The 22,583-nt window shown below is 68.6% G+C and carries 19 protein-coding genes and 1 pseudogene; 4 read left to right on the top strand and 16 right to left on the bottom strand.

Features of this window, described 5'->3' with window-relative positions:
• Positions 1-66: 66 nt before the first annotated feature.
• Positions 67-2,706, top strand: coding sequence for a DNA topoisomerase (locus tag OKW78_RS12850; RefSeq protein ID WP_281195560.1), 2,640 nt, complete (start codon positions 67-69; stop codon positions 2,704-2,706).
• Positions 2,707-2,817: 111 nt separating this feature from the next.
• Positions 2,818-4,233, top strand: coding sequence for a PAS domain-containing sensor histidine kinase (locus OKW78_RS12855; RefSeq protein WP_281195561.1), 1,416 nt, complete (start codon positions 2,818-2,820; stop codon positions 4,231-4,233).
• A 5-nt stretch (positions 4,234-4,238) separates the two neighbouring features.
• Here OKW78_RS12855 and OKW78_RS12860 read toward each other — a convergent pair whose 3' ends face one another.
• The 3 genes from OKW78_RS12860 to OKW78_RS12870 form a co-directional block, all read right to left on the bottom strand.
• A complete protein-coding gene (locus OKW78_RS12860) occupies positions 4,239-4,601 on the bottom strand; it encodes a DUF192 domain-containing protein (protein WP_281195562.1) in 363 nt (120 codons plus the stop codon).
• 54 nt (positions 4,602-4,655) lie between these two features.
• A complete protein-coding gene (locus OKW78_RS12865) occupies positions 4,656-5,708 on the bottom strand; it encodes a succinylglutamate desuccinylase/aspartoacylase family protein (RefSeq protein ID WP_281195563.1) in 1,053 nt (350 codons plus the stop codon).
• Positions 5,709-5,856: 148 nt separating this feature from the next.
• Positions 5,857-7,251, bottom strand: coding sequence for a M28 family metallopeptidase (locus tag OKW78_RS12870; RefSeq protein ID WP_281195564.1), 1,395 nt, complete (start codon positions 7,249-7,251; stop codon positions 5,857-5,859).
• A gap of 137 nt (positions 7,252-7,388) precedes the next feature.
• On the opposite strand from OKW78_RS12870, the pseudogene OKW78_RS12875 reads away from it, so the two are divergent.
• Positions 7,389-7,676, top strand: a pseudogene (locus tag OKW78_RS12875) (hypothetical protein); the annotation flags it as partial.
• A gap of 174 nt (positions 7,677-7,850) precedes the next feature.
• Here the strand turns inward: OKW78_RS12875 and OKW78_RS12880 are convergent.
• From OKW78_RS12880 to ahaH, 13 genes are all read right to left on the bottom strand, one after another.
• Positions 7,851-8,240 carry a DUF6276 family protein gene (locus tag OKW78_RS12880; protein ID WP_281195566.1) on the bottom strand — a complete coding sequence of 130 codons (390 nt, stop codon included), beginning with the start codon at positions 8,238-8,240 and terminating at the stop codon, positions 7,851-7,853.
• Positions 8,241-8,289: 49 nt separating this feature from the next.
• The gene (locus tag OKW78_RS12885) at positions 8,290-8,991 is read right to left on the bottom strand and encodes a V-type ATP synthase subunit D (RefSeq protein WP_281195567.1); all 702 of its coding nucleotides are present in this window, start codon (positions 8,989-8,991) and stop codon (positions 8,290-8,292) included.
• A 120-nt stretch (positions 8,992-9,111) separates the two neighbouring features.
• Positions 9,112-9,963, bottom strand: coding sequence for a lycopene cyclase domain-containing protein (locus OKW78_RS12890; RefSeq protein WP_281195568.1), 852 nt, complete (start codon positions 9,961-9,963; stop codon positions 9,112-9,114).
• A 197-nt stretch (positions 9,964-10,160) separates the two neighbouring features.
• Positions 10,161-10,898, bottom strand: coding sequence for a bacteriorhodopsin (locus OKW78_RS12895; RefSeq protein WP_281195569.1), 738 nt, complete (start codon positions 10,896-10,898; stop codon positions 10,161-10,163).
• A gap of 124 nt (positions 10,899-11,022) precedes the next feature.
• Complete coding sequence (locus OKW78_RS12900; protein ID WP_281195570.1) at positions 11,023-12,714, bottom strand: PAS domain-containing protein; 1,692 nt, start codon at positions 12,712-12,714, stop codon at positions 11,023-11,025.
• Positions 12,715-12,833: 119 nt separating this feature from the next.
• On the bottom strand, positions 12,834-14,258 hold the full coding sequence (locus OKW78_RS12905; protein WP_281195571.1) for a V-type ATP synthase subunit B: 1,425 nt from the start codon (positions 14,256-14,258) through the stop codon (positions 12,834-12,836).
• A 3-nt stretch (positions 14,259-14,261) separates the two neighbouring features.
• The gene (locus OKW78_RS12910) at positions 14,262-16,034 is read right to left on the bottom strand and encodes an ATP synthase subunit A (RefSeq protein WP_281195572.1); all 1,773 of its coding nucleotides are present in this window, start codon (positions 16,032-16,034) and stop codon (positions 14,262-14,264) included.
• A 1-nt stretch (position 16,035) separates the two neighbouring features.
• Entirely contained in the window at positions 16,036-16,365 is a 330-nt protein-coding gene (locus OKW78_RS12915) for a V-type ATP synthase subunit F (RefSeq protein ID WP_281195573.1), read from the bottom strand.
• A complete protein-coding gene (locus tag OKW78_RS12920; protein WP_281195574.1) occupies positions 16,362-17,408 on the bottom strand; it encodes a V-type ATP synthase subunit C in 1,047 nt (348 codons plus the stop codon). The genes OKW78_RS12915 and OKW78_RS12920 overlap by 4 nt, the downstream gene beginning before the upstream one ends.
• On the bottom strand, positions 17,405-17,983 hold the full coding sequence (locus tag OKW78_RS12925; RefSeq protein ID WP_281195575.1) for a V-type ATP synthase subunit E: 579 nt from the start codon (positions 17,981-17,983) through the stop codon (positions 17,405-17,407). Before OKW78_RS12925 ends, OKW78_RS12920 begins: the two co-directional genes overlap by 4 nt.
• Positions 17,984-18,004: 21 nt before the next feature.
• On the bottom strand, positions 18,005-18,256 hold the full coding sequence (locus tag OKW78_RS12930) for an ATP synthase subunit K (protein WP_066412079.1): 252 nt from the start codon (positions 18,254-18,256) through the stop codon (positions 18,005-18,007).
• Between the two features lie 191 nt (positions 18,257-18,447).
• A complete protein-coding gene (locus OKW78_RS12935) occupies positions 18,448-20,670 on the bottom strand; it encodes a V-type ATP synthase subunit I (RefSeq protein ID WP_281195624.1) in 2,223 nt (740 codons plus the stop codon).
• 21 nt (positions 20,671-20,691) lie between these two features.
• Positions 20,692-21,033 (bottom strand): ATP synthase archaeal subunit H, encoded by a 342-nt coding sequence (ahaH, locus tag OKW78_RS12940; protein WP_122104127.1) that lies wholly within the window; start codon positions 21,031-21,033, stop codon positions 20,692-20,694.
• Between the two features lie 148 nt (positions 21,034-21,181).
• On the opposite strand from ahaH, the gene OKW78_RS12945 reads away from it, so the two are divergent.
• Positions 21,182-22,558, top strand: coding sequence for a P-loop NTPase (locus OKW78_RS12945; RefSeq protein ID WP_281195576.1), 1,377 nt, complete (start codon positions 21,182-21,184; stop codon positions 22,556-22,558).
• Positions 22,559-22,583 lie beyond the last annotated feature (25 nt).

Raw genomic sequence — 22,583 nt, forward strand, 5'->3', positions numbered from 1 at the left:
ACGTGCGGGACGTTCTCACGGCGCGTCGCGAAAACTTTAGACGGGGGAGCGGCCTACCTCGGGGCAATGAGTCGCGGCCCCGAACTGATAATCACGGAGAAGGACAACGCCGCCCGGCGGATCGCCGAGATCCTGAGCGGCGGCTCCGCGACGGCGGAGCGGAAGAACGACGTCAACGTGTACAAGTGGGGCGGCAAGCGGTGTATCGGGCTGTCGGGTCACGTCGTCGGCGTCGACTTCCCGCCGGAGTACAGCGACTGGCGCGACGTCGAGCCCGTCGAGCTGATCGACGCGCCGGTCCGAAAGACACCGACCCAGGAGGGGATCGTGAGCGCGCTCCGGACGCTCGCGCGCAACGCCTCGCGGGTCACCATCGCCACCGACTACGACCGCGAGGGCGAGCTGATCGGCAAGGAGGCCTACGAGCTGGTCCGCGAGGTGAACGAGGACGCCCCGATCGACCGGGTTCGGTTCTCCTCGATCACCGAAAACGAGGTTCGGGAGGCCTTCGCGGACCCCGACGACCTCGACTTCGACCTCGCGGCCGCCGGCGAGGCCCGCCAGGTGATCGACCTGACGTGGGGGGCGGCGCTCACGCGCTTCCTCTCGCTTTCGGCCCGCCAGCTCGGAAACGACTTCATCTCCGTCGGACGCGTCCAGGGGCCGACGCTCAAGCTGATCGTCGACCGCGAGCGCGAGATCCGCGCGTTCGACCCGGAGGCGTACTGGGAGCTGTTCGGCGACCTCTCCAAGACCGGCGGCGACCCCTTCGAGGCGCAGTACTTCCTCGAGAACGACAGGGGGAACGAGGCCGAGCGGGTCTGGGATGAGGGCGTCGCCGACACGCTCACCGAGGCGCTCGCCGCCGCGGACGACGCCGTCGTCGACGACGTCCGCCGGCGAACGCGAACCGACGAGCCGCCGACCCCGTTCAACACGACCGCGTACATCCGCGCGGCGGGGTCGCTCGGCTACTCCGCCCAGCGGGCGATGTCGATCGCCGAGGAGCTGTACACCGCCGGCTACGTCACCTATCCCCGGACCGACAACACGGTGTACCCCGACGACCTCGAGCCCCGGGAGCTGCTCGAGGAGCTGTCGGGCGACGCGGCGTTCGGCGACGACGCGGCGAGCCTCCTCGACCGCGACGACGGGGAGATCGAGCCGACCGAGGGCGACGAGGAGACCACCGACCACCCGCCGATCCACCCGACCGGCGACCTGCCGGGCGCGTCCGACCTCTCCGACGACGAGCGGGAGGTGTACGAGCTGATCGTCCGCCGCTTCCTCGCGACCTGCGCGCCGGCCGCCGAGTGGGAACGGCTGCGCGTCGTCGCGCTCGCGAACGGCGAGGCGACCGCGATCGCGAGCGAGGCCGACCCGCTCGCCGCCCTCCGGACCCCCGACGACGCGGAGGGAACGCCAACGCTCGCCGCCGACGGCGGCCTCCGACTGAAGGCGAACGGGAAGCGGCTCCTGGAGGCCGGCTACCACGAGGTGTATCCGTACCGCTCCAGCGACGAGCGGATCGTCCCGGACGTCGAGGTCGGCGAGACGCTCTCGCTTTCGGGTCGTCGAACGGAAGCCAAGGAGACCCAGCCGCCCCGCCGCTACGGGCAGTCGCGGCTGATAGAGGAGATGGAGAAGCGCGGCGTGGGGACGAAGGCCACCAGACACCGGACCCTCGAGAAGCTGTACGACCGCGGCTACGTCGAGGGTGACCCGCCGCGACCGACCCGGCTGGCGGAGTCGGTCGTCGAGGCCGCGGAGGGGTTCGCGGAACACGTCGTGAGCGAGGAGATGACCGCCCAGCTCGAACGCGACATGCAGGCGATCGCCGCGGGCGAGAAGGGGTACGACGAGGTGACCGCCGCCTCCCGCGAGCTGCTCGACCGCGTCTTCGAGGACCTCACCGAGTCCCGCGAGGCGATCGGGGACCAGCTCCAGGAGTCGCTGAAGGCGGACAAGACGCTCGGACCGTGTCCGGAGTGCGGGTCGGACCTCCTCGTTCGGCAGTCGCGGGCGGGCTCGTACTTCGTCGGCTGCGACGGCTATCCCGACTGCGAGTACACCCTTCCGCTTCCCTCCACCGGGAAGCCGCTCATCCTCGAGGAGACGTGCGAGGACCACGAGCTCCACCACGTGAAGATGCTCGCGGGGCGGAAGACGTTCGTCCACGGCTGCCCGCGGTGTAAGGCCGACGAGGCCGACGAGGCCGAAGACGAGGTGATCGGGGCGTGTCCGGAGTGTGGTACGGGCGCGGCTTCGCCGCGGGACGGAGGCGGTGAAACCGCCGACGCCGGCGGGGAGCTCGCGATAAAGCGGCTCCGCTCCGGCTCCCGACTGGTCGGCTGTACCCGGTACCCCGACTGCGACTACTCGCTGCCGCTTCCGCGCCGCGGCGAGATCGAGGTGACGGAGGAGACCTGCGAGGAACACGACCTCCCGCATCTCCGGGTTCACTCCGGCGACGAGCCGTGGGATCTCGGCTGTCCGATCTGTAACTACCGTGAGTTCCGCGCGCGCGAGGAGGGCTCCGAGCTCCAGACCGTCGAGGGGATCGGCGAGAAGACCGCCGAGAAGCTCGAGGGCGCGGGGATAACCGGCGTCGACGAGCTCAAATCGGCCGACCCCGACGAGGTCGCCGGCGACGTCGACGGCGTGGGCCCGGACACCGTCCGCGACTGGCAGGCGAAGGCGGATTGAAACGGATTACGCGACGGCCCCGACCGGTCGAGTCGGTCGACTCGCTCGCCGACGGCATCGATCGAACGAACACGCACTCATATACGTCCGGAGCCACTTCGCTCGGTATTCATGGCCCGCGAGGACGGGGACGACGTCGCGCTCGCCCGGTCGCTCGTCGGAGCGATCCCGGCGGCTGCGCTCGCGTGTGATCCCGGGAGCCTCGCGATACGCGCCGTCAACGACGCGGCGGCGACCCTCCTCTCGCGGGAGGCGTCGTCGCTGACGCTGTCGGGGCTGCCGGACCTCGCCGCGTCGGGAACGACGGTCGCGGGCGTACCGGTCGAGGAGGCGTTCTCGACGGTCTCCGCGAGCGAAGGCTCGGTCATCGCGGAGGTCGACGTCGCGGTGGACGGCGAGACGCGGCGGATCCGTTTCCGCGCGCACGCGACGACGCTCGCCCGGCGGGAGTGGCTGATCGCGGTCGCGACCGACGTCACGGAGCGGGTGCGTGCCGAGCGCGGAAACCGCTCGCGCGCCCGGACCCTCGACGCCGTCGCGTCGACGCTCCCGATGGCGCTGTTCCGGTGTGACACGCGGGGAACGATCGTCCGATGGAACGAACGGGCGAGCGAGGACACCGGCTACGACGCGGTCGACCTCGACGGGCGCGCGTTCCCCGACCTGTTCGGCGACGACGGATCGACCGTCTCCGAGGGACTGACGCGAGTCTACCGGAACGGGACGGTCGACGAGTGCGACGTGACGCTCGTGACACGCTCCGGGGAGGAGATACCCTACCGGCTGACGATGGGGCCGATGACGGACGGGTCGGCTGTCGTCGGGGTCGTCGTGATCGGCGAGGACCGGACGGACGAGTCGGTCCGCGAGGAGCGGCTCGCGGTGTTGACTCGGGTTCTCAGACACAACTTCCGGAACGAGCTCAACGTCGTGACCGGGTTCTCGGAGCAGGCCCGGAACGCGGTCGAGGACCCCGACGTGGCCGCGCAGTTGGACCGCGTGGTCGACACCGCGGGCCGTCTGCTCCACCTCGGCGAGACCGCTCGAAAGGTCGAGCGTCTCCTCGCCGAGCGACCGGAGCCGGAACCGCTCTCGCTGTCGCGGGTGGTGTCGTCCGCGCTCGAGTCGCTCCCCGCACGAGTTCGCGAGCGGGCCGACGTCGACGTCGACGTCCCGCCCGGCATCACCGTCTCCGGGGTCGATCGGCTGCCGGACGCGCTCGCCGAACTCCTCGACAACGCGATCCGTCACGGGGACGCCGATCGACCGAGCGTTCGCGTCTCGGCCGCGGAGCTCCCGAGCGAGTCGTGGGTCTCGCTCGTCGTCGCCGACGATGGTCCGGGGATCCCTCCCGCCGAACGGGCCGTACTCACCGGCGAGGAGACGCAGTTGAAACACACGAGCGGCCTCGGACTGTGGTACGTCCACTGGGTCGTCACGGCGGGCGGCGGCCGCCTCGACATCACGGAGAGCACGGACGGCGGAAGCCGGATCGAGCTCGTTCTCCGGATTCCCGACGACGGGTGAAACCCTCACTCCCGAAGCCGAACGTCGTCGCCGACCTCGATCCCGTCGGCCGCCCCCGCGGGCAGCTCGACGACGGTGTCAGCCCCGCCGCGGGCGAGTCCGATGAACGGCGCGAGCCGTTTCACCCTCGTTACCTCCCCGTCGACGAGCCAGACGACGTCGATCGCGAACGGGACGAAGAGCATGTGGATCCACCGCGTCTCCGACTCCTCGAAGGGGAACACGAGCGCGTAGTCGTCCGGGATCGACCGACGGAACATCAGCCCGCGTGCCCGTGCGAGCCACGAGCCCGCGACGTCGACGTCGCTCGCGAGGGTCCGTTCGTGGGTCTCGGTCGAGTTCCGGGCGGGCCGGTGGACGAGTCGCACGTCGGCCTCGTCGTCGTCGGTCGGTAAATAGCCCGGTGAGTCGGGCGGGAACCCCTACGCCGACTCGATCAGGAGCGGGTCGTCGTCCGGGACCGCCATGTCGAGCAGCGCGTCGTTCTCGTAGACCGCTGCGCGCTCGCGACGGCTGAGGACGTACCCGTCGCGCTCGGCGGCGACCTCGGTCTTCACCTCGCCGTGAGCGTCGACGATCTCGGCGACGACGTCGCCGGCCTCGACGAACTCCCCCTCCGTCGCTCGATAGCGGACGATACCCGCGACGTCGGCGTGCGGGCCGTCGAACCGACGGAGCTGGCCGTCCGGGTCGAACTCGAACTCGGGATGTCGGTCGGCGGGTTCCTCGACCATCTCGAGCGCGTGGAGGACGTTCCAGACGCCGTCGACGGCCGCCGCGGCGACGTCGCGTTCGACGACGAGCCGGCCGCCGAGCTCCGGGGTGAACGCGGGGATCCCGTCGGCGACGGCCGCCCCGGTGAGCGAGTGCTGGAGGTCGCGGGTCTCGGTCTCGCCCGGCGGGTACTGGTTGACGACCGGCATGCCGAACGCCTCCGTCAACTCGACGAGTTCGTCGCGCAGGACCGCCGCGTCGGACACGCTCCGGTCCTCGCCGTAGGGGACTCGGGGCTGTATCGTGTACGGATGCGTCGCCACCCACGCGGTGTGCAACGACAGGATCGTGTCGGCCGTCTCCCGCATGTCCTCGTAGATCCGCTCACAGACGACCTGCTGGACGCGCGGCGGGGCCTCCGAACCCGCGTCCTCGCGGCCGAAGTAGCGGTTCGGGTCGTCGCCGTGGTAGTAGGCGGCTCGGGAGTTGGTTCGGAACCCGGCCGGGTTCATCACCGGGAGACAGACCACCGCCCCCGCCAGTTCGGCGACGTCGACCCGGTCGGCGACCTCGTGGGTCACCGCCATTCCGGTCGGCTCGTCGCCGTGGATCGTTCCCGTTACCCACACGACCGGTCCGGACTCCGCGCCGTTGAGGACCGTCACCGGAAGGTCCTCGGACCCGCCGACGGGCAGCTCCGTGACCGTCCGATAGCCCGTCGCCGTCTCGCCCGGGTCGGCGTCGGCGGTACCGACCTTCATCGGTTCCCTCCGTCGGTTCGCGAGCGTCCGCCGGTTCGCGGACGTTCGTCGTCTCGGCGTGTCATCACGCCTGATCCGAGTGGCTCCGACGACATGAGTCTACGTGCTCCGGCGAGCGGCAGTCGGGAGGCGCCGAGTCGGTTCCGGCTCACGAGAGCTCGTCAGCCCAGGGCCACGGGCGGTCCTCGCCCCACGGCCACGAGTCCGTCGCCTTCATGCCGACGTCGTGACCCTCCTCGATCGTCTCCTCTCTTACCGACTCCGGGTCGCGTCCTCCGATCTCACGGTCCGCTTCCGCCAGCTTCGCGACACCCGCCGCACACAACACCGTCAGCTCGCGTAGGTCGCGGATATCGAGCTTGTCGAGCGTGTCGCCGTGGGTGTGTCCCCAGCCGCGGCCGCTTCCGTCGGCCGTCGACCGACCCTGTCCGGCGGCGACGCCGCGCTGGACGAACGGCCAGTGGTCGCTGTGCGGTCGGAGCCCGTCCTCGACGACGATCGGCACGTCGAACTCCTCGCTCACTTCATCGAACGCCTCCCCGAGCCCCGACGCGCCGTGGGGGTAGATCTCGAGGTTCCGCGAGTAGCCCGCGCCGTCGACGTTGAGCACGCACTTCACGGTATCGAGGTCGTGGGTGTGCGACCAGTAGTACGAGCCGTAGAGTCCGGTCTCCTCGGCCCCGAAGACGACGAGCCGCACTCGCGTCTCGAGCTCGTCCTCGATCGACGCGAGCACCCGGCCGACCCCGACGACGAGCGCCGAGCCGAAGCCGTTGTCGTTCGCGCCGACGCCGACGTCGTGCGCGTCGACGTGGGCGGTGTACAACACCTCCTCGTCGGTGTCGGGGCCGACGACGGCCTCGACGTTCGCGGAGGTCGCCGGCTCGTTTCGTGCCTCCACCGAGAGCGTCGCCTCGATGCCGCCGTCGCCGTCGACCTCGTCGCAGTGGCGCGTGAGCTGACTGCCGAGCTCCTTGCTCAGTCCGACCGCCGGGATCGGCCCCGGCCCGTTCGTGTGGCCGATGTCGCCGGTCGGCGGGAGCGACCCCTCGATGTGGTTGTAAAACAGGAAGCCCTCCGCGCCCGACTCGGCCGCGTAGTCGTACTTCTCGCTGCGGTGAACCCACCGGCCGTAGTCGTCGGGGGTGAGACTCGACGCCATCGCGATACAGCCCGAGAGGTCGACGCCCTCGAAGTCCTCGGGGAGGCCGTACCCCATGTCGACGATCTCGCCGGTCACCTCGCCGGAGGGCGTTCCCGGGAGCTCGACGAGCTCGTGGCTCCCGTCGAACGTGGTCGTTCGGCCGCGGTGATCGACTGCCAAGGAGGCCTCCCCGCGCCACCAACCCGGGATCGGGAACTCGGTTGTCGAGACCTCGGAGAGGCCCGCCTCCTCGAAGGCGTCGGCCACGAGCGACGCTCCCGCGGCCTCCCCCTCATGGCCGGGCATCCGGTCGCCGAGGTCGGAGAGGTCGGCGAGCAGCTCCCAGGCGGTCGAATCCGTGTACGCGTCACCGACGGTCTCGGACGGCAGAGTCGTCATACGTTGGCATACAGGCGCTTCCGGTATATGAGTATCCGGGGACGACGGGGGGATTGCCGGGAGATCGCGATCGGCGTCGTAGGATCCGAGCGCCGGATCGACCCGGGAAGTTATGTCGATCGCGTCGAAGCGAGCGTATGGAACCCTTCCTCGCCGTGATCCTGATCGGGCTCCCGCTCGCGTGGCTCGCCGCCTTCGCGGCGTACGCCTACCTCGACGCGCCGAAACACGGGATGAACCCGCGGAAGTGGGCCGCGATCTCGTTTTTCGTCCCGCTTTTCGGGTTCTTCGCGTACCTCTTCGAGCGCGAGGAGCGCGACTACGACCCGGAGGAGGACCCCTACGCGCAGGGCGCGACCTTCGCCGTTCACGAGTCCAGACGCGGCGAGGAGCTGCTCGATCCCGGGGGGACGGGAGCCCGAGACGGTGACGGAAGGGAGACCGCTGATGGGGACGGAGCGGTCGACGGAAGGGGAAGAACCGACGAAAGCGGGGGAACCGGCGAAGGCGGGAGAACCGAGGGAAGCGACCCGGACGAGGAGTGGAACGACCCGCCGGGCGTCGACCTCTAAGGGGGGCGGTTCCGGCCGGACGACGCCTCAAAGCAGGTCCAGAAGCGTCGTTCGGCGACGGTCGAGGTCGAAGGCCGCGTCCGGGGCGTCGAGTCGATCGAGGAAGGCGAGGACGTCCGTCCCCCCGCGTTCGGCGTGATCGACGAGCGCCTCGATCGACGCGCGGGAGAGCGCGAACGACTCCAGATGACCGCACAGGAGCGCGAGCGCGATCTCGGCGTCGCCGTCGGGAAACGCCGGATCGACCGCGGCGAGATCGGGCGGACCGTCCGGGATCGAGTCGATCCCGGCGTCAACCGCGGGAGCGACCCGGAGACACCGCGTACAGATCGCCGACTCGTCGGCGGGCGCGTGGTCGCGAAGCTCCGACGGGACGAGGAAGGCGACGACGGACGAGGAACAGTGTGGACAGGCCATCGTTGGTCGGATGAGAGAAGAGAGAGCGTGAACCGACGCGACGCGCGGATCAGTCGGCGGCTTCGGGCTCCTCGACCGCTGCGGCCGCGGCCGCCGCCTCGGCTTCGGCCTCCGCTTCCGCCTCCTCCTCCTCCTTCTTCGCTTTGATCTTCTTCAGCCGGAAGATCTCCTCGCGCTCCTGTTCCTCGAGCTTCTGCTCGATGTACTCCTGGTTCTCGTAGAGCCGGGGAAGGAGGGTGAACTCGAGGGCGTTGACGCGGCGCTTCGTCGTCTCGATCTCCTCCAGCATCTTCTTCATCGCCGTCTCGACCTCGGCCGCGAGGATGATCGACTCGAGCAGCTCCTCGTAGGCGTCGGCCGCCTCGTCGATCCGCGCGGAGGAACCGAGCAGGCCGTACCCGCGCTCGTCGAGGCTCTTCTTCACCTTCGAGGACTCGATCTGCGGGACGACCACGCCCATGATGTTCTTCGACTGGGTCGTGATCTCGGGGTGTTCCTTCAGCGCCGCGGCCGCGCCGCGGACCGCGACGTCGCCCTCCATCGCGCGGGCCATGTCGATCTTGCGCTGGGCCGTCTCGTAGTCGTCGGCCATGTCCGACCGGACGTCCTGGGCCTGGTCGAGGATGTCCATGAACTCCATGATGAGGCCGTCGCGCTTCTGTTCGAGCGTGTCGTGACCCCGCTCGGAGAGATCGATCCGGTCCTCGATCGCCATCAGGTTCTTCCGGGTCGGTTTGACGTCCTTTGCCATCTTGTGGGAAGCTAGTGAATCGAGCCTGTTAACCTTTTACTGTTCATCGAAGCGGGAGCGTGAGGAGCCCGCCGTCAGGGTCGTCCGGCGGGCGTGAACGACGGGCGTTCGTTCGGGGCCTTATCCGTCCGGTGTCCGGTCCGAGGTGTCGGATACCCGGTCGGCGATCTCGGACGGCCGGTCGGAAACGTCGGGCGTCCGGACCGCCTCCCGCACGGCGTCACCCATCCGGACCGTCACCAGTCGGTAGAGGACGAGCCCCTGGACGACGAACAGGTTGGTCACGAGGAAGAACACGGCCTCCTCGAGCGGGAGACCCGCCACCGTGATCCCGGTCGTGTGCTGGTCCGAGATCACCCAGATCCCGTACTCGATGGCGACCCGATCGACCGTACAGAGGTATAGCGTCGGAACCAGCGTTCCGAGCGCGACGGTGCGCCGTCGCGCCCAGAGCTGCGGCGATCCGACGACCCACTGTATGGCCAAAACCGGCGCGGCCCACGCCAGAACGGCACCGAGGTAGAACCCCTCTCCGGAACCGAGCAGCCACCAGCCGAGGACGCCGATACCGCCCGCGAGCCCGAACGTTCCGACCCGCCATGTGACCGGATGCGCCGTTCGGGGCCACTCGGCCCGAGCGTGGAAGTGCGAGAGCCACAGCGCCGTGATCCACGGCTGGACGAGGATGAACAGGTACTCCTCGATCGGCGCGTGCCAGAGCCGGAAGAGCGTTCTTCCGTCGCCGTACCACCACACCCCTCTGGCGATGAGGTAGTTGTCCCACGGGGTCGTGTACGCGAGCGCGACGACCGTGATCACGACCACTCCCGCCCAGTAGTGGCGCCAGCCGTGGAGCCGTTGGTCCGGAGTCCCGACGGCCGATGACCGGCTCACGAAGCCGGTCGCGATCAGGAACAGCACCGCCGGGACGAGGAACGCGAGGTGGAACTGGAGATAGGTGAACGGGATCATCGTGGATCGTCGTTGTGGTGGACGTGGCGTTGCGGGAGTCGTGGCGGTCCGCCGTCGCGGGAGCCGTGGCGATTCGTCGTCGATCCGTCTCGGGACGGCGTTCGTGGATCGGGCGTGAGCGATCCGGACGCGTCCCGAACGATGGTCCGCGTGTCGTCGACTCCGACGCGGTCAGTCGGCCGGAATCGCCGACGCGATCAGTCCGCGGGGGACGCCGATCCCGCGGCGTCGAGCACCTCGCGGCTCGACAACAGAATGATCCCGAACCCGACCTTCGCGACCAGGTCCAGTACCATGAATCCGGCCGTCTCGATGTTCAGCGAGACGATCCCGAGGCCCTCGGTTCCGAGGATCCACCAGACCGGATAGACCAACCAGATGACCACGATCAGCGTCCGCAGGGTGCTGAACGTCGAGGCCGCCCCACCGGACAGCCGGCTCGCCTTCTCGTCGAGCGAGCCGTACAACATGTACAACAACACGAGCAGGAAGCCGGTCGAGACGCCCCACCAGATCAGCCGCTGGCCGCCGGCCGAGAGCACGGCGGCGCTGGTCGACAGCGTCGCGACCGCGCCGGTGCCGATCATGAGCACGTCGAGCCCGACCAGCGAGGCGAGTTGGTTTCGGTTCGCCCCGACGAGGAGGCCGAGGTCGATGAGCAACAGCGGCGTCGTGAACAGCCAGTCGGTGTACCGCGCCCAGTAGATGGGCACCTCCTCGCCGCCGAGTTCTATCGTGGTCAGCCCGAAGCCGAGCGCCATCGCGAGGTAGTTGACGAACGCGATGGCGGTGATGAATATCGTGACGATGTAGAACTCCTGACGACGTCTGTCAGTCTCGCCCCAGCCCCTAGCGATGAAGTACAGCATCCCCAGGAACATGCCGAGCGTACCGATCCAGAGCCATACGCCTTCGGTGCCGGGTTGTGCTGTCATACGACGATCGATCATACGAATTCGTCGCTAGTAAACGAAGTACACAACTGGTTAGGTATCTCCCGATCCGCGGCAACCAGCCTCCTTCCCGGCGGCCAACCACCCTCCCGACGGCCGGTCCCGCCTATCGCTCGAACAGCGCCGTCGCGAGCTTTCGCTGTGCCGCACGGAGATGCTGGTGGAACGTCGAACGGGAGACACCCATCGACTCGGCGAGCTCGTCGCCGCTCGTTCCGTGAGGCCACTCGAAGTACCCGGCCGTATGTGCGCGAACGAGTGCGGCTCGCTGTCGCTCCGTCAGTCGCGACTCGATCTCGGCGACGAACTCGTGGCGGGTCTCGTGACGCCGCTCGTGGCGACGATACTCGACGAGATCCGCCGTCTCGAACCGATCCATCGCGTCGTTTGCGAGCGAGCGTGCGAGCTCTTCCCGGCCGACTTCGACGGTCGTGGTGGCGATTCCCCTCTCGAGTTCCCAGCCACACAGCTCGCCGCTGTACTCCCGGAGCAGGTCGCGGAGCGACGCGTCACCGACCGACAGCTCGATGACGGGTACGTTGGTCCCCTGAGCGAGCACCGCGTGGACCACGATCCCCGTCTCCTCGGCAGCCGCGTGGATCGTCTCGACGTCGACGTCCCCCGCGTCCGCGAGTTCGAACAGCAACGACCGCTCCTCACGGTCGCCGACCCGCCCGACGTACTGGAGCCCACGGGACAGCGCCTCGGCGAAGGCGGCGAGTGGATGGCCATCGATCGCGAGCCGAAACTGGACCACTTCGTCACCGTGGAGCGTTCGCTGGCTCTCGAGGGCATTGAGACCGATCGCCACGATCCGGCCCACCGTCGCCAACACGTCGCGTTCGTGCTCCCGGAACTCCGCGGTCCGGACGTACACGGCGATGGCGCCGTACGTCGCCGTTCCGAAATACAGCGGCACGCCGGCGACCGCGGCGGCCGCAGTCGACTCCGCCGACTCGATCGGTTCGAGATGGACGGAGCGATCGTCAAACGCCGCCGTGATCGCGGCCTCGACTCCCCGATCGCCGGGGCCGTCGATCGCCACCTGGAGCGTCTCGGCGTCCGAGCCGGTCGATCCCGCGGCGACTCTCGAGGCGATCGTCTCCGAGGCGGGATCGTACGTGCCGATCCACGCGCCGGCATAGGTGTTCGAGAGGCTCCGGACGACCGCCCGTTCGAGCTCCGTTCGCGAGGAGGCGCGAGCGACGGCCTCGCTGACGTCGGCGACCACACCGTCGAGGCGTTCCAGCAAGCGTCGCTGGACGTTCCGTTCGTGTTCGATCCGGGAGGCCCGGTCCGCCGCCGCCTGCTCGGCGCGCTTTCGACGCGTGACGTCCTGTTGGAAGCCGACGTAGTAGACGATCTCGTCGGCGTCGTTCCGTAACGGAGCGATGGTCACCTCGTTCCAGAACAGTTCCCCGCTTCGCCGATAGTTGCGGAGTTCGACGGTCGTGGCCGTCCCGTCCTCGATGGCGGTACGCATCCGTCTGACGGGCTTCTCGCGGGTCGCCTCACCCTGGAGGAACCGACAGTTCCTCCCGACCGCGTACGACGGAGGATAGCCGGTGATACGCTCGAAGGCGGCGTTCGCGTAGATCAACGGCATGTCCGGCCGCGTCGCGTCCGCGACGGTGATCCCCACCGGGGCTTCGTCCATCGTGCGGGTCTTCAGCGACTCGTCGACCGCGTCGGTGCTCGCCGACGTCGTCGGATCTCCCTCCCGTGAACCTCGATCGAGCGTCGGCTCCGGCCCGAGGTTCGGCTCCGAATCGACGTCCGGCTCGCTCGACCGTGTCATGTATGCAGACGGTGCCGAAGCCACAAAACGTGTGCGGCGGATACGGAGGAGACGCGTCGCTCGTGGGCGTACGGCGTCCCCGATCCGAAGTCGTGCCGATGAAAAGTGGGTCCGGAGCGTCAGTCCGCGGCTTCGACGACTTCGCGCTCGGAGTCGTCCTCGCGGTAGTACTCCTCGATGAACTCCTCGTCGACGCGGTTGAGTTCCTCCTTCGGCAGCATCGAGAGGAGGTCCCAACCGATCTCGAGTGTCTCCTCGAGGTCACGGTTCGTCTCAAAGCCCTGGTCGACGAACTCCGTCTCGAAGGCGTCCGCGAAGTCGAGGTACTTGTTGTCACGCTCGGAGAGCGCCTCGCGACCGACGATGTTCACGAGGTCGCGGAGGTCCTCGCCCTCCGCGTACGCCGCGTACATCTGGTCGGAGACGCCGCCGTGGTCCGCGCGGGTCAGCCCCTCGCCGATCCCGTCGTCCATCAGCCGTGAGAGGCTTGGGAGGACGTTCACCGGCGGCTCGAGTCCCTGACTGTTGAGGTCGGGGTCGACGTAGATCTGTCCCTCCGTGATGTACCCGGTCAGGTCCGGGATCGGGTGGGTGTCGTCGTCGCCGGGCATGGTGAGGATCGGGATCTGCGTGACCGAGCCCTCGCGGCCCTGGATCCGTCCCGCCCGCTCGTACAGCTGTGCCAGGTCGGTGTACATGTACCCGGGGTAGCCACGCCGGCCCGGGACCTCCTCGCGTGCCGCGCCGATCTCACGGAGCGCCTCGCAGTAGTTCGTCATGTCCGTGAGGATGACGAGCACGTGGTAGTCCTTCTCGAAGGCGAGGTACTCGGCCGTCGTCAGGACCATCCGCGGGGTGACCGTCCGCTCGACCGCGGGGTCGTCCGCGAGGTTCATGAAGACGACGGAGCGCTCGAGCGCGCCGGTGCGTTCGAAGTCCTCCATGAACTCGTTGGCCTCCTCGGCGGTGATCCCCATCGCGCCGAAGATGACGGCGAACTCGGAGCCCTCCTCGTCGTCGCCGCTCTCCTCCTCTTCCGGCACGCTCGCCTGCCGGGCGATCTGCATCGCCAGTTCGCTGTGCGGCTGGCCCGAGCTCGAGAAGATCGGGAGCTTCTGTCCCCGAACGAGGGTGTTCATGCCGTCGATGGCGGAGACGCCCGTCTCGATGAACTCCTCGGGATACTCCCTCGAGTACGGGTTGATCGCCGCGCCGACGATGTCCTGTCGCTCCTCCGGGACGATCTCCGGGCCGTCGTCGATCGGGCGGCCGGAGCCGTCGAGCACCCGCCCGAGGAGGTCCTCGGTGACGGGCATCTTCATCGTCTCGCCCAGGAACCGGACGGACGCGTTCTGGTCGATACCGGAGGTGCCCTCGAAGACCTGGATGGCGACGACGCCCTCCGAGGACTCGAGCACCTGACCGCGCAGCGTCTCCCCCTGTGCCGTCTCGATCTCGACGATCTCGTCGTAGCCGATGGCCTCGTCGACCTCGGCGTACACGAGGGGGCCGCTGATCTCGGTGATGGTTTGATACTCTTTCATGGTTCAGTAGAGGCTCCGAAGCTCCTCCGTGATGTCCGCTTTCAGCTCCTCGACGTACTCCTCGTAGTCCTCCTGGACGCCGATCCGGTTGATCCGCGGGACGGACTCGATGTCGATGATCTCCTCGACGGGGACCCCCGCCTCCAGCGCGTCGAACGCCTCGTCGTTGAACGTCTCGATCGTGGTCAACATGAGGTACGTCTTCTCCGGCGGACAGTAGGTGTCAACCGGGTGGAACGCGTTCTGCTGGAGGTATGCCTCGCGCAGATAGCGGGCGACCTCGAGGGTGAGCTGCTGGTCGTCCGGCAGCGCGTCCTTGCCGACCAGCTGGACGATCTCCTGGAGCTCCGTCTCCTCGTCGAGCACGTCGACGGCCCACTGGCGCTTCTCGGGCCAGTCCTCCTCGACGTTCTCCTGGAACCAGGGGTCGAGCTGGTTCTTGTACAGCGAGTACGACTCGTTCCAGTTGATCGACGGGAAGTGCCGCCGTTCGGCCAGGTCCGCGTCGAGCGCCCAGAACGTCTTCACGATGCGCAGCGTGTTCTGCGTGACCGGCTCCGAGAAGTCGCCGCCGGGCGGGCTCACCGCGCCGATCGCCGAGACGGAGCCCTCCGTCCCGTTGACGTTCTCGAAGTAGCCGGCCCGCTCGTAGAACTGCGCCAGGCGGGCGGCGAGGTACGCGGGGTACCCCTCCTCGCCGGGCATCTCCTCGAGCCGCGAGGAGATCTCGCGCATCGCCTCCGCCCACCGCGAGGTGGAGTCGGCCATGAGCGCCACGTCGTATCCCATGTCGCGGTAGTACTCCGCGATCGTGATCCCCGTGTAGATACAGGACTCACGCGCCGCGACGGGCATGTTCGACGTGTTCGCGATGAGCGAGGTCCGGGCCATGAGCGGGTTGCCGTTGGCCGGGTCCTCGAGCTCGGGGAAGTCCTCGATGACCTCCGTCATCTCGTTGCCGCGCTCGCCGCAGCCGACGTAGACGATGATGTCGGCGTCGGCGTACTTCGCGAGCTGGTGTTGGGTGACCGTCTTCCCCGAGCCGAACGGCCCCGGGATGGCGGCCGTTCCGCCCTTCGCGATGGGGAACAGCCCGTCGAGGATGCGCTGGCCGGACACCAGCGGCGTCCGGGGCGTCTTCTTGTTCGCGGAGGGTCGGGGCTCGCGAACCGGCCACTCCTGGTGCATCGTGACTTCCGTCCCGTTGGAGAGTTCCGCCACCGGCTCGGTGACGTCGAAGGAGCCGGCCTCGATGGTGACGACCTCCGCGGTCTCACCCTCCTCGAGGGCGTCCGGGGGCACCATGACCTTGTGGTCGATGGTGACCGTCTCCTCGACGACGCCGACCACGTCGCCGCGGCCGACCTCGTCGCCGACCTCGACGAGCGGCTCGAACTCCCACTCCTTCTCGAGGTCGATGCCGGGCGCGTCGACCCCGCGATCGAGGTAGGGACTTCCCATCTTGCCCTCCAGCACGTCCAGGGGTCGCTGGACGCCGTCGTAGATGGCGTCCAGCATTCCCGGACCAAGGTCGACCGACAGCGGCTCGCCCGTGTTCTCGACGGGTTCGCCGGGGCCGACCCCGGAGGTCTCCTCGTACACCTGAACCGTCGTGATGTTGCCCTCGATCTCGATCACTTCCCCCATGAGGCCTTCGTCGCCGACGTAGACGACGTCGTTCATGCGGGCGTCGAGATCGCGAGCGCTCACGACCGGACCGCTCACGCTTTGGATGACACCGTCACCGGTGGTCTCCGTGGATTCTGCTTTGCTCATGTTAGTCGTCCTCCTCCATCAGGTCGATACCGATGGCTCGTTTGATCTGGTCGCGGAGCCCGCCGCTACCGGCGCCGCCTGCGCCGAGCGTCACGAGCACGGGTTCGATGCTTCCCTCGACCCGCTCGCGGGTCCCCCGCGAGAGGTGATCGAGGTCCGCGTCGTGCATCACGATGATGCCCGTCTTCTCGTCCTCGAGCGTCCGTTCGACGGCGTCGTCGAGCCGCTCGTCCTTCTCGTCGTCCGGCACGTTCTCGAACTTGCGGACGCCGGCGAGCCGGAATCCCGTCGTGAACTCCGGACTGCCGACGACGGCGATCTCCTGGCTCATGTTATCACCAGCTCCGATTCGATGTCGTCGGCCGACAGACCGGCCTCCTTCCCGCGGGCGATGGCGCGGATGTTCTCCACCTCGCGCTCCTTCGCGAGGATGTACGAGATGACCGGCGTCACCGACACCGGGTGAACCGTGCCGAGCCGGTCGCCGTACGCCAACAGCGCGGCGTCGGTCGCGTGCTCGAACGCGATCAGGCTGTTCGCCTCCTCGAGTTCGCGCAGCGCCGGACCGAGCTGGTCGGCGTACCCGCTCTCCGCGATGTACTCGACGAGCTCGTCGACGTTCCGGGCGAGCCGGGCGAGCGTGTCACGGGTGAACAGCTCGCCGCCCTCGATGAAGTACTCCGCGGGGTCTATCTCGGCGCCCGAACGGGCGAGCCGGAGCGCGTTCGTCGCGTTCCGGAAGTCGACCTCCGCCTTGAGGAACGCCTCGTACTGCCGGATCGGCTCGCCGCCGGGCAGGTTCTCGAGGAGACGCTCGTAGAAGACGCGGTCGACCGCGTTCTCGAGGGGGACGAGCACGTCCGACTCCTCGTACTCCGCGTACGCGTCACGGAGCGGGTCTCCGTAGATCGTGTCCTCGAGGACCTCGACGACGGCGTCGATCGAGTCCGCCTCGAGCAGCCGCCGGATCCGGCGGTCGTCGAACTCGCCGGCCCGGATGAGGTCGGACTCGATCTCCCCCTGGCTCGCGCCGGTGTAGACGCCGCGGATCACGGTCTTCACGTTCCACGCGTCGAACTTCCGGAGGTACCGGGCGATCAGGTCGTACAGCGCGCCCTCGCTCCAGTCGAGGATCCCCTCGAACTGCTTCGCGAGGTTCGCGTTCAGCGCGTACTCGATGAGGTCGACGCCGCCGTGGCGGCTCCCCAAGGCGTTGATCTCGGCCTCGTAGCTCGATTCCTCCATGAACCGGGCGATCTCGGCGGGCGTCATCCGGACCAACTTGCGGTACTCCTCGTCCCCGTAGAGCTGGCCGCGGCGGGCGCGAACCCGCGCGACGACGAACTCCGGGTTCGAGCTGCCGGCGGCGCTCATTGGTCGAACAGTCGCTCCGAGACGTGTTTCAACTCGTCGTCCCAGACCGTCTCCAGGACCGAGTCGAACGTGTTGTTCACGCGGACGCGGGAGGTGTCGCTCTCGGCGATAACCCCGCCGAGACAGTCGACCTCGCCGTCGACCTGCGCGTTCCGATCCGCGACGAGCTCCTCGAGGAGGTCGACGTCCTCCGCGCGGGTGTAGACGGCGACGTCCGCGTCGTCGTCGAACTCCGCGAGGCTGGCGTCGAGGGCCGCCTCGGTCAGCTCGCGCCGGCGGTCGTCCTCGAGGCCGGCGATCGCCTCCTCGACGCCGTCGTAGACGTCCTGAAGGACGTCACGACGCGCACCGAGCCGCTCCTGTTTGGCCTCGAGCTTGGCCGAGGAGAGCGTCTGCTCGCGCTCCTGGTCGATCTGTCGGTCGACCTCGGCGAGCCGCTCCTCGCGGATGCGCTCGGCGTCGGCCTCCGCCTCGGCGACGATCTCCTCGGCCTCGGCCTCGGCTTCCTCGCGGATCTCCTCCGCACGCGCGCGGGCTTCGTCTCGAACGTCCTCAACGACGGTTTCCAAACTCATTGGTGTGAAAGGGAGTGCCGCTTAGACGATGAAGACGACGACGAGCGCGAGAATGACGATCGTCTCGGGAAGGACCGTCAGGATGAGCCCGTTGACGAAGAGGTCGTCGTCCTCGGCCATCGCGCCGACGGCAGCCGAACCGATACCTCGCTCCGCGTATCCCGCACCGAGAGCGGCGAGCCCGACGGCGAGCGCGGCCGCGGCGCTGGGGTCAGTGAGCGTTCCTCCGGTGGACAGTACGGCGTTCCCGAGTGCGTTGGTAGCTTCAAGCATTGGTAGTAGTTGCGGTTGCTCGTCTCCGAACAGTAGCTAGTTGCCGCCACAGTGGACATAAAGCTTCCCAAAACGACCGACGAGAACCACCGCGAGGAGACTCAGAAGGGCGATAGAACACGCTCTAGGGAACCGAACGAACGGAGAGGGTACGTCCCGAAACGGCGGGTGACTCGACGTCGACGAACCGGCTACTCCTCGGTGTGTTTCCGGTCGTAGCCGAACGGCGTGTACGCGTCGCCGCCGCCCTCGTAGAAGTTCCCGAAGAACTCCACGTACTCGAGGCGCACGGCCTGAATGCCGGCGGACGTGATCCCGAGCGCGAGGACGACGACGTGGCCGACGATCGCCACGACGATCCCGCCCACGAGCGCGAGGATCCCGACGGCCCCGATGGAGGCCGGATCGAACGCGGTCGTCATCCCCGCGAAGACGAGCTCGTAGTCCTCGGGGTGGCTCCGCACGTACTCCAGGTAGTCGGCGCTGAAGATGAAGTGGAAGCTCCCCTCACCGCTCTCGTCGATGTACGCACCGAACGCGAGCAGGTTCACGGCGAGCGCCATCCCACCCTTCGCGAGCAGCACCGCCATGATCCGTGCGTACGAGATGACGTTGACGATCGGCGAGAGCACCTCCGCGAGCTCCGGGGGTTCCCCGATCGCGAGCAGGACGATCCCGAGCACGATGGCCACGATGGCGGCGTACCCGACCGCGACGGGGAAGCCGGCGAACGACACCGCGCCGAACGTGAGGATCGAGAACGACTCGAAGAGGAAGTCGGGCTTCGGGCCGGGGAGGTGCTGGCTGAAGATCCAGATCCACGCGCCGTTGAGGATCAGCAGCCACGAGCCGCCCTCGTACAGCGCGTGTTTCAGGTCGTGCTGCTGGTAGTTGCTCACGAACGAGAGGACGTGCCCCACGTTCAGGTGGGCGAGCCCGAACAGCACGCTCGCGACGAGGAACGACAGCGCCCAGTCGATGTCGGCCGGCGAGAGCCCCTTGCCGTCGACCGGCCAGTGGACGTCGCCCGGCAGCAGCTGGTAGGCGTGGTAGCCGAACACGTCGATGCCGAAGTAGATCCCGAACAGGACCGTGAAGCCGCCGGCCCACAGCGCGACGGCGCCGAGTTCGCGGAACGTCCCCTCGTAGTTGCTGTACAGGAAGTAGCCGATCGCGGCGTACAACACCCCGTATCCCACGTCGCCGATCATGAACCCGAACATGAGCGGGAACGTGAGGAAGACCAGAAGCGTCGGGTCGAACTCCGAGTACTTCGGCCGCCCGAAGCCCTGAACGAGCAGCTCGAACGGACCGGCCGCGCTCCCGTTGTCCTGGACGACCGGCGGGTCGTCGCTCCCGTGGGTCGCGTGTCCGCCGTCCGTGGCCGCCTCGCGGTCGGCATCGTCGGTGGCGTCCGCCGCGGACGCCGACCCGGCCGCCGCGCCGCCCGAGGATCCGCCGTCGGCGACCGCCTCGACGTGGTGGTCGCCGTCGGGGGTAAAGGAGGCCCGTTCCAGCTCCTCGACCTCGGCGTGGTCGCCGACGGCGTCGGCGATGACCGCCTCGAAGTCCGCGACCGTCGCGGTCGGGATCCATCCCTCCGCGATGAACGCGTTCTCGGTGGTCGCAAAGGAGAGCGGCGCCTGTTTCTTCTGCGCCTCGATGGTGAGCTGCTCTTCGGCGCGCAACAGGAACCCCGCGGCCTCCGTTTTCACCTCCTCGAGCTCGGCGTCGACCGCGTCGAGCTCCTCTCCGAGGTCCGCCCGCTCGCCCTCGAGCTCGGCGACGTAGTCGGCCGGGCTCGCGTCCGCGTCGGGCACCTCGAGGAACGCGACGTCGACGCCCACGAGCGCGTCCTGGAGGACGCCCGCCTCGGCGTCGTCGGCGGGCGCGGCGAACGCGGCCACGACGTTCCCGCCGGAGAAGACCTCGAAGGCGTCGACCCCGTCGGCCGCCTCGAGGGCGTCCTCGATCGCGTCGGGTTTCGCCTCGCCGACGACGACCTCGAGCGAGTCGTACCCGCCGAGGAGGTCGAGCTCGATGCCGAGCTCGGCGAACGGCTCCATCCGATCGATCTCCTCCTGCCGGTCGCGTATCTCCCCGCGGAGGTCGTCGCGCCGGTCGTTGAGTTCGTTGACGCGTTCGCGGGTCTCCTCGAGCTCGGCCGTGAGGGCGTCGTCGCCGAGTTTCCCCGGACCGTCGGCGTCCTCGGCGCTGACGTCGAGGATGCTCTCGAGCGAGCGTACCGTGACGAGCCGCTCGTTGACGTCCTCGGCTCCCTCCAGCGACGTTCCGGGTTCGAAGCCCTCGTAGCGGTCGTCGTAGTCGGTGACGTGAAGCGAGTGGTGGTCGTACGCCGCCTCGATCACGTCGTCGATGACGCGCTTCGAGCCCGTCACCGACACCTTGCTCATTCGCTCCGGTCTAAGCGCCATTCATTCCCCCGTCGCCTGCCCTTTCACCGCCTCCTCGAACCGTTCGACCGCGTAGTCGACGGCGTCGTCGACCCGCTCGCGGGCGGTCGATTCGAGCGCTTCGCGGTCCTCGCGTCCCTCGGCGAGGATCTCCTCGCGGCGTTCCTCGAGCTCCTCGCGGGCGGACTCCAGCCGAGCCTCGGCCTCGGCCGCCGCCTCCTCCTCGGCCTCGGCGCGGATCTCGTCCGCGCGCGATCTGGCCTCGGCGAGGCGCTCGTCGGCGTCCGATTCCGCCTCCGCGATGATCTCGTCCGCCTCCGTTTCAGCCTCCTTGATCCGGTCGAGCACCTCTGGTCTCGCCATTCTACTGATCGCGTGAACGTCCACGAGCGACGTATAAGGTGTTTGCGGAACCGCTCGGCGAGCCGGCGGAGAACGGCGAGCGCGGTGGAACGGGCGGTCCCGCCTCTCGCCGCCTACATTTAAGTACCAGTCGCCGGACCCTGACGGTATGGCAACGGTGTATGCGGTCGCGTCGGCGAAGGGTGGCGTCGGGAAGACCACCACGACCGCGGCGATAGCGACGGTCCTCGCGGAGTCGGGCGCCGACGTCGTCGCGATCGACGCCGACGTGGGGATGGCGAACCTCGCCGACGCGCTGGGGATGGTCCCCGGCGAGACGACGATCCACGACGTGCTCGCCGGGCGCGCGGAGCCGACCGAGGCCGTCCACGACGGCCCCTCCGGGCTTCGGGTCGTTCCGGGTGATCCCGATCTCGACGCGTACGCGGCCGCCGATCCGACCGAGCTCGCCGGGATCGTCGAGGCGTTCGCGGACGCCGAGTACGTGTTCCTCGACTCGGGGGCGGGGCTCTCACACGACTCGACGCTTCCCGTCGGGCTGGCCGACGAGACGCTTCTCGTCTCCACGCCGGACCGGAGCGCGCTCGGCGACACGGAGAAGACCCGGCAGCTCGCCGAGCGCATCGGCGGCCACGTCGCCGGCGCGGCGATCACCCGCATCGGCGGCGACGGGGACGAATCCGGGGACCTCGGCGAGGACGACGGGACGGCTGGGTCGGAGGACCCGACCGTCGACATCGTCGACGAGATCCTCGCGGCGGAAGTGCTCGGACGGATCCCCGAGGACCCGACCGTCGCCCGCGCGAGCGCGGCCGGAGAGCCCCTGACGACCTTCGATCCGAGCGCGCCAGCGAGTGGCGCGTACCGTGAACTCACGCGGATGCTGACGGGGTTCGACGTCGCGGAGCCGGAGGCGACGGGGACCGAAACGGGATCGGACCCGGAAACGGATGCGGATCCGGAGATGGAGACGGACCCGAAACTCGATGCGGATTCGGAAACCGATCCGGAGACCGAAGCCGATTCGGATCTACAGTCGGCGTCGGAGACGGGGTCGGTGGCGACGACCGGGACGGAGACGGACGAGACGGAGACGGACGAGGGGACCGGAACGAAGGAAGACGCCGACGATGCTGCGGACGACGACGTCGCCGTGGCCGAGACGGAGACCGTCGTCGAGGAGTCAACGGAGAACGACGATGAAAACGAGGGATCGGCCGAACTCATCGGGGAGGCGGAGCCGGAGACTGACCCCGACGACGAGGGAGACGCTGATGCCGACGAGGGAGACGCCGATGCCGACGATGGGGATGACATTGACGAGGACCTCGCCGGAAGCGTCCCGTTCCGCGACGACGACACCGGAACGATGGACACCGCGCTCACGGGCGCGAGCGACGATGAGCGGAAGACGGGCGACGGCGACGAGCGAGGCGACGACCACGAAGGCGGCGACGGCGACGAGGGAGACGGGAAGGACGACGACGGGAAGCGCGGGTTCTTCAGTCGGCTGCTCGGCCGGTGACGGTCGGTCGAACGCCCCGCGACCC

The sequence above is a fragment of the Halorubrum sp. F4 genome (assembly GCF_027257195.1).
GTDB lineage: Archaea > Halobacteriota > Halobacteria > Halobacteriales > Haloferacaceae > Halorubrum.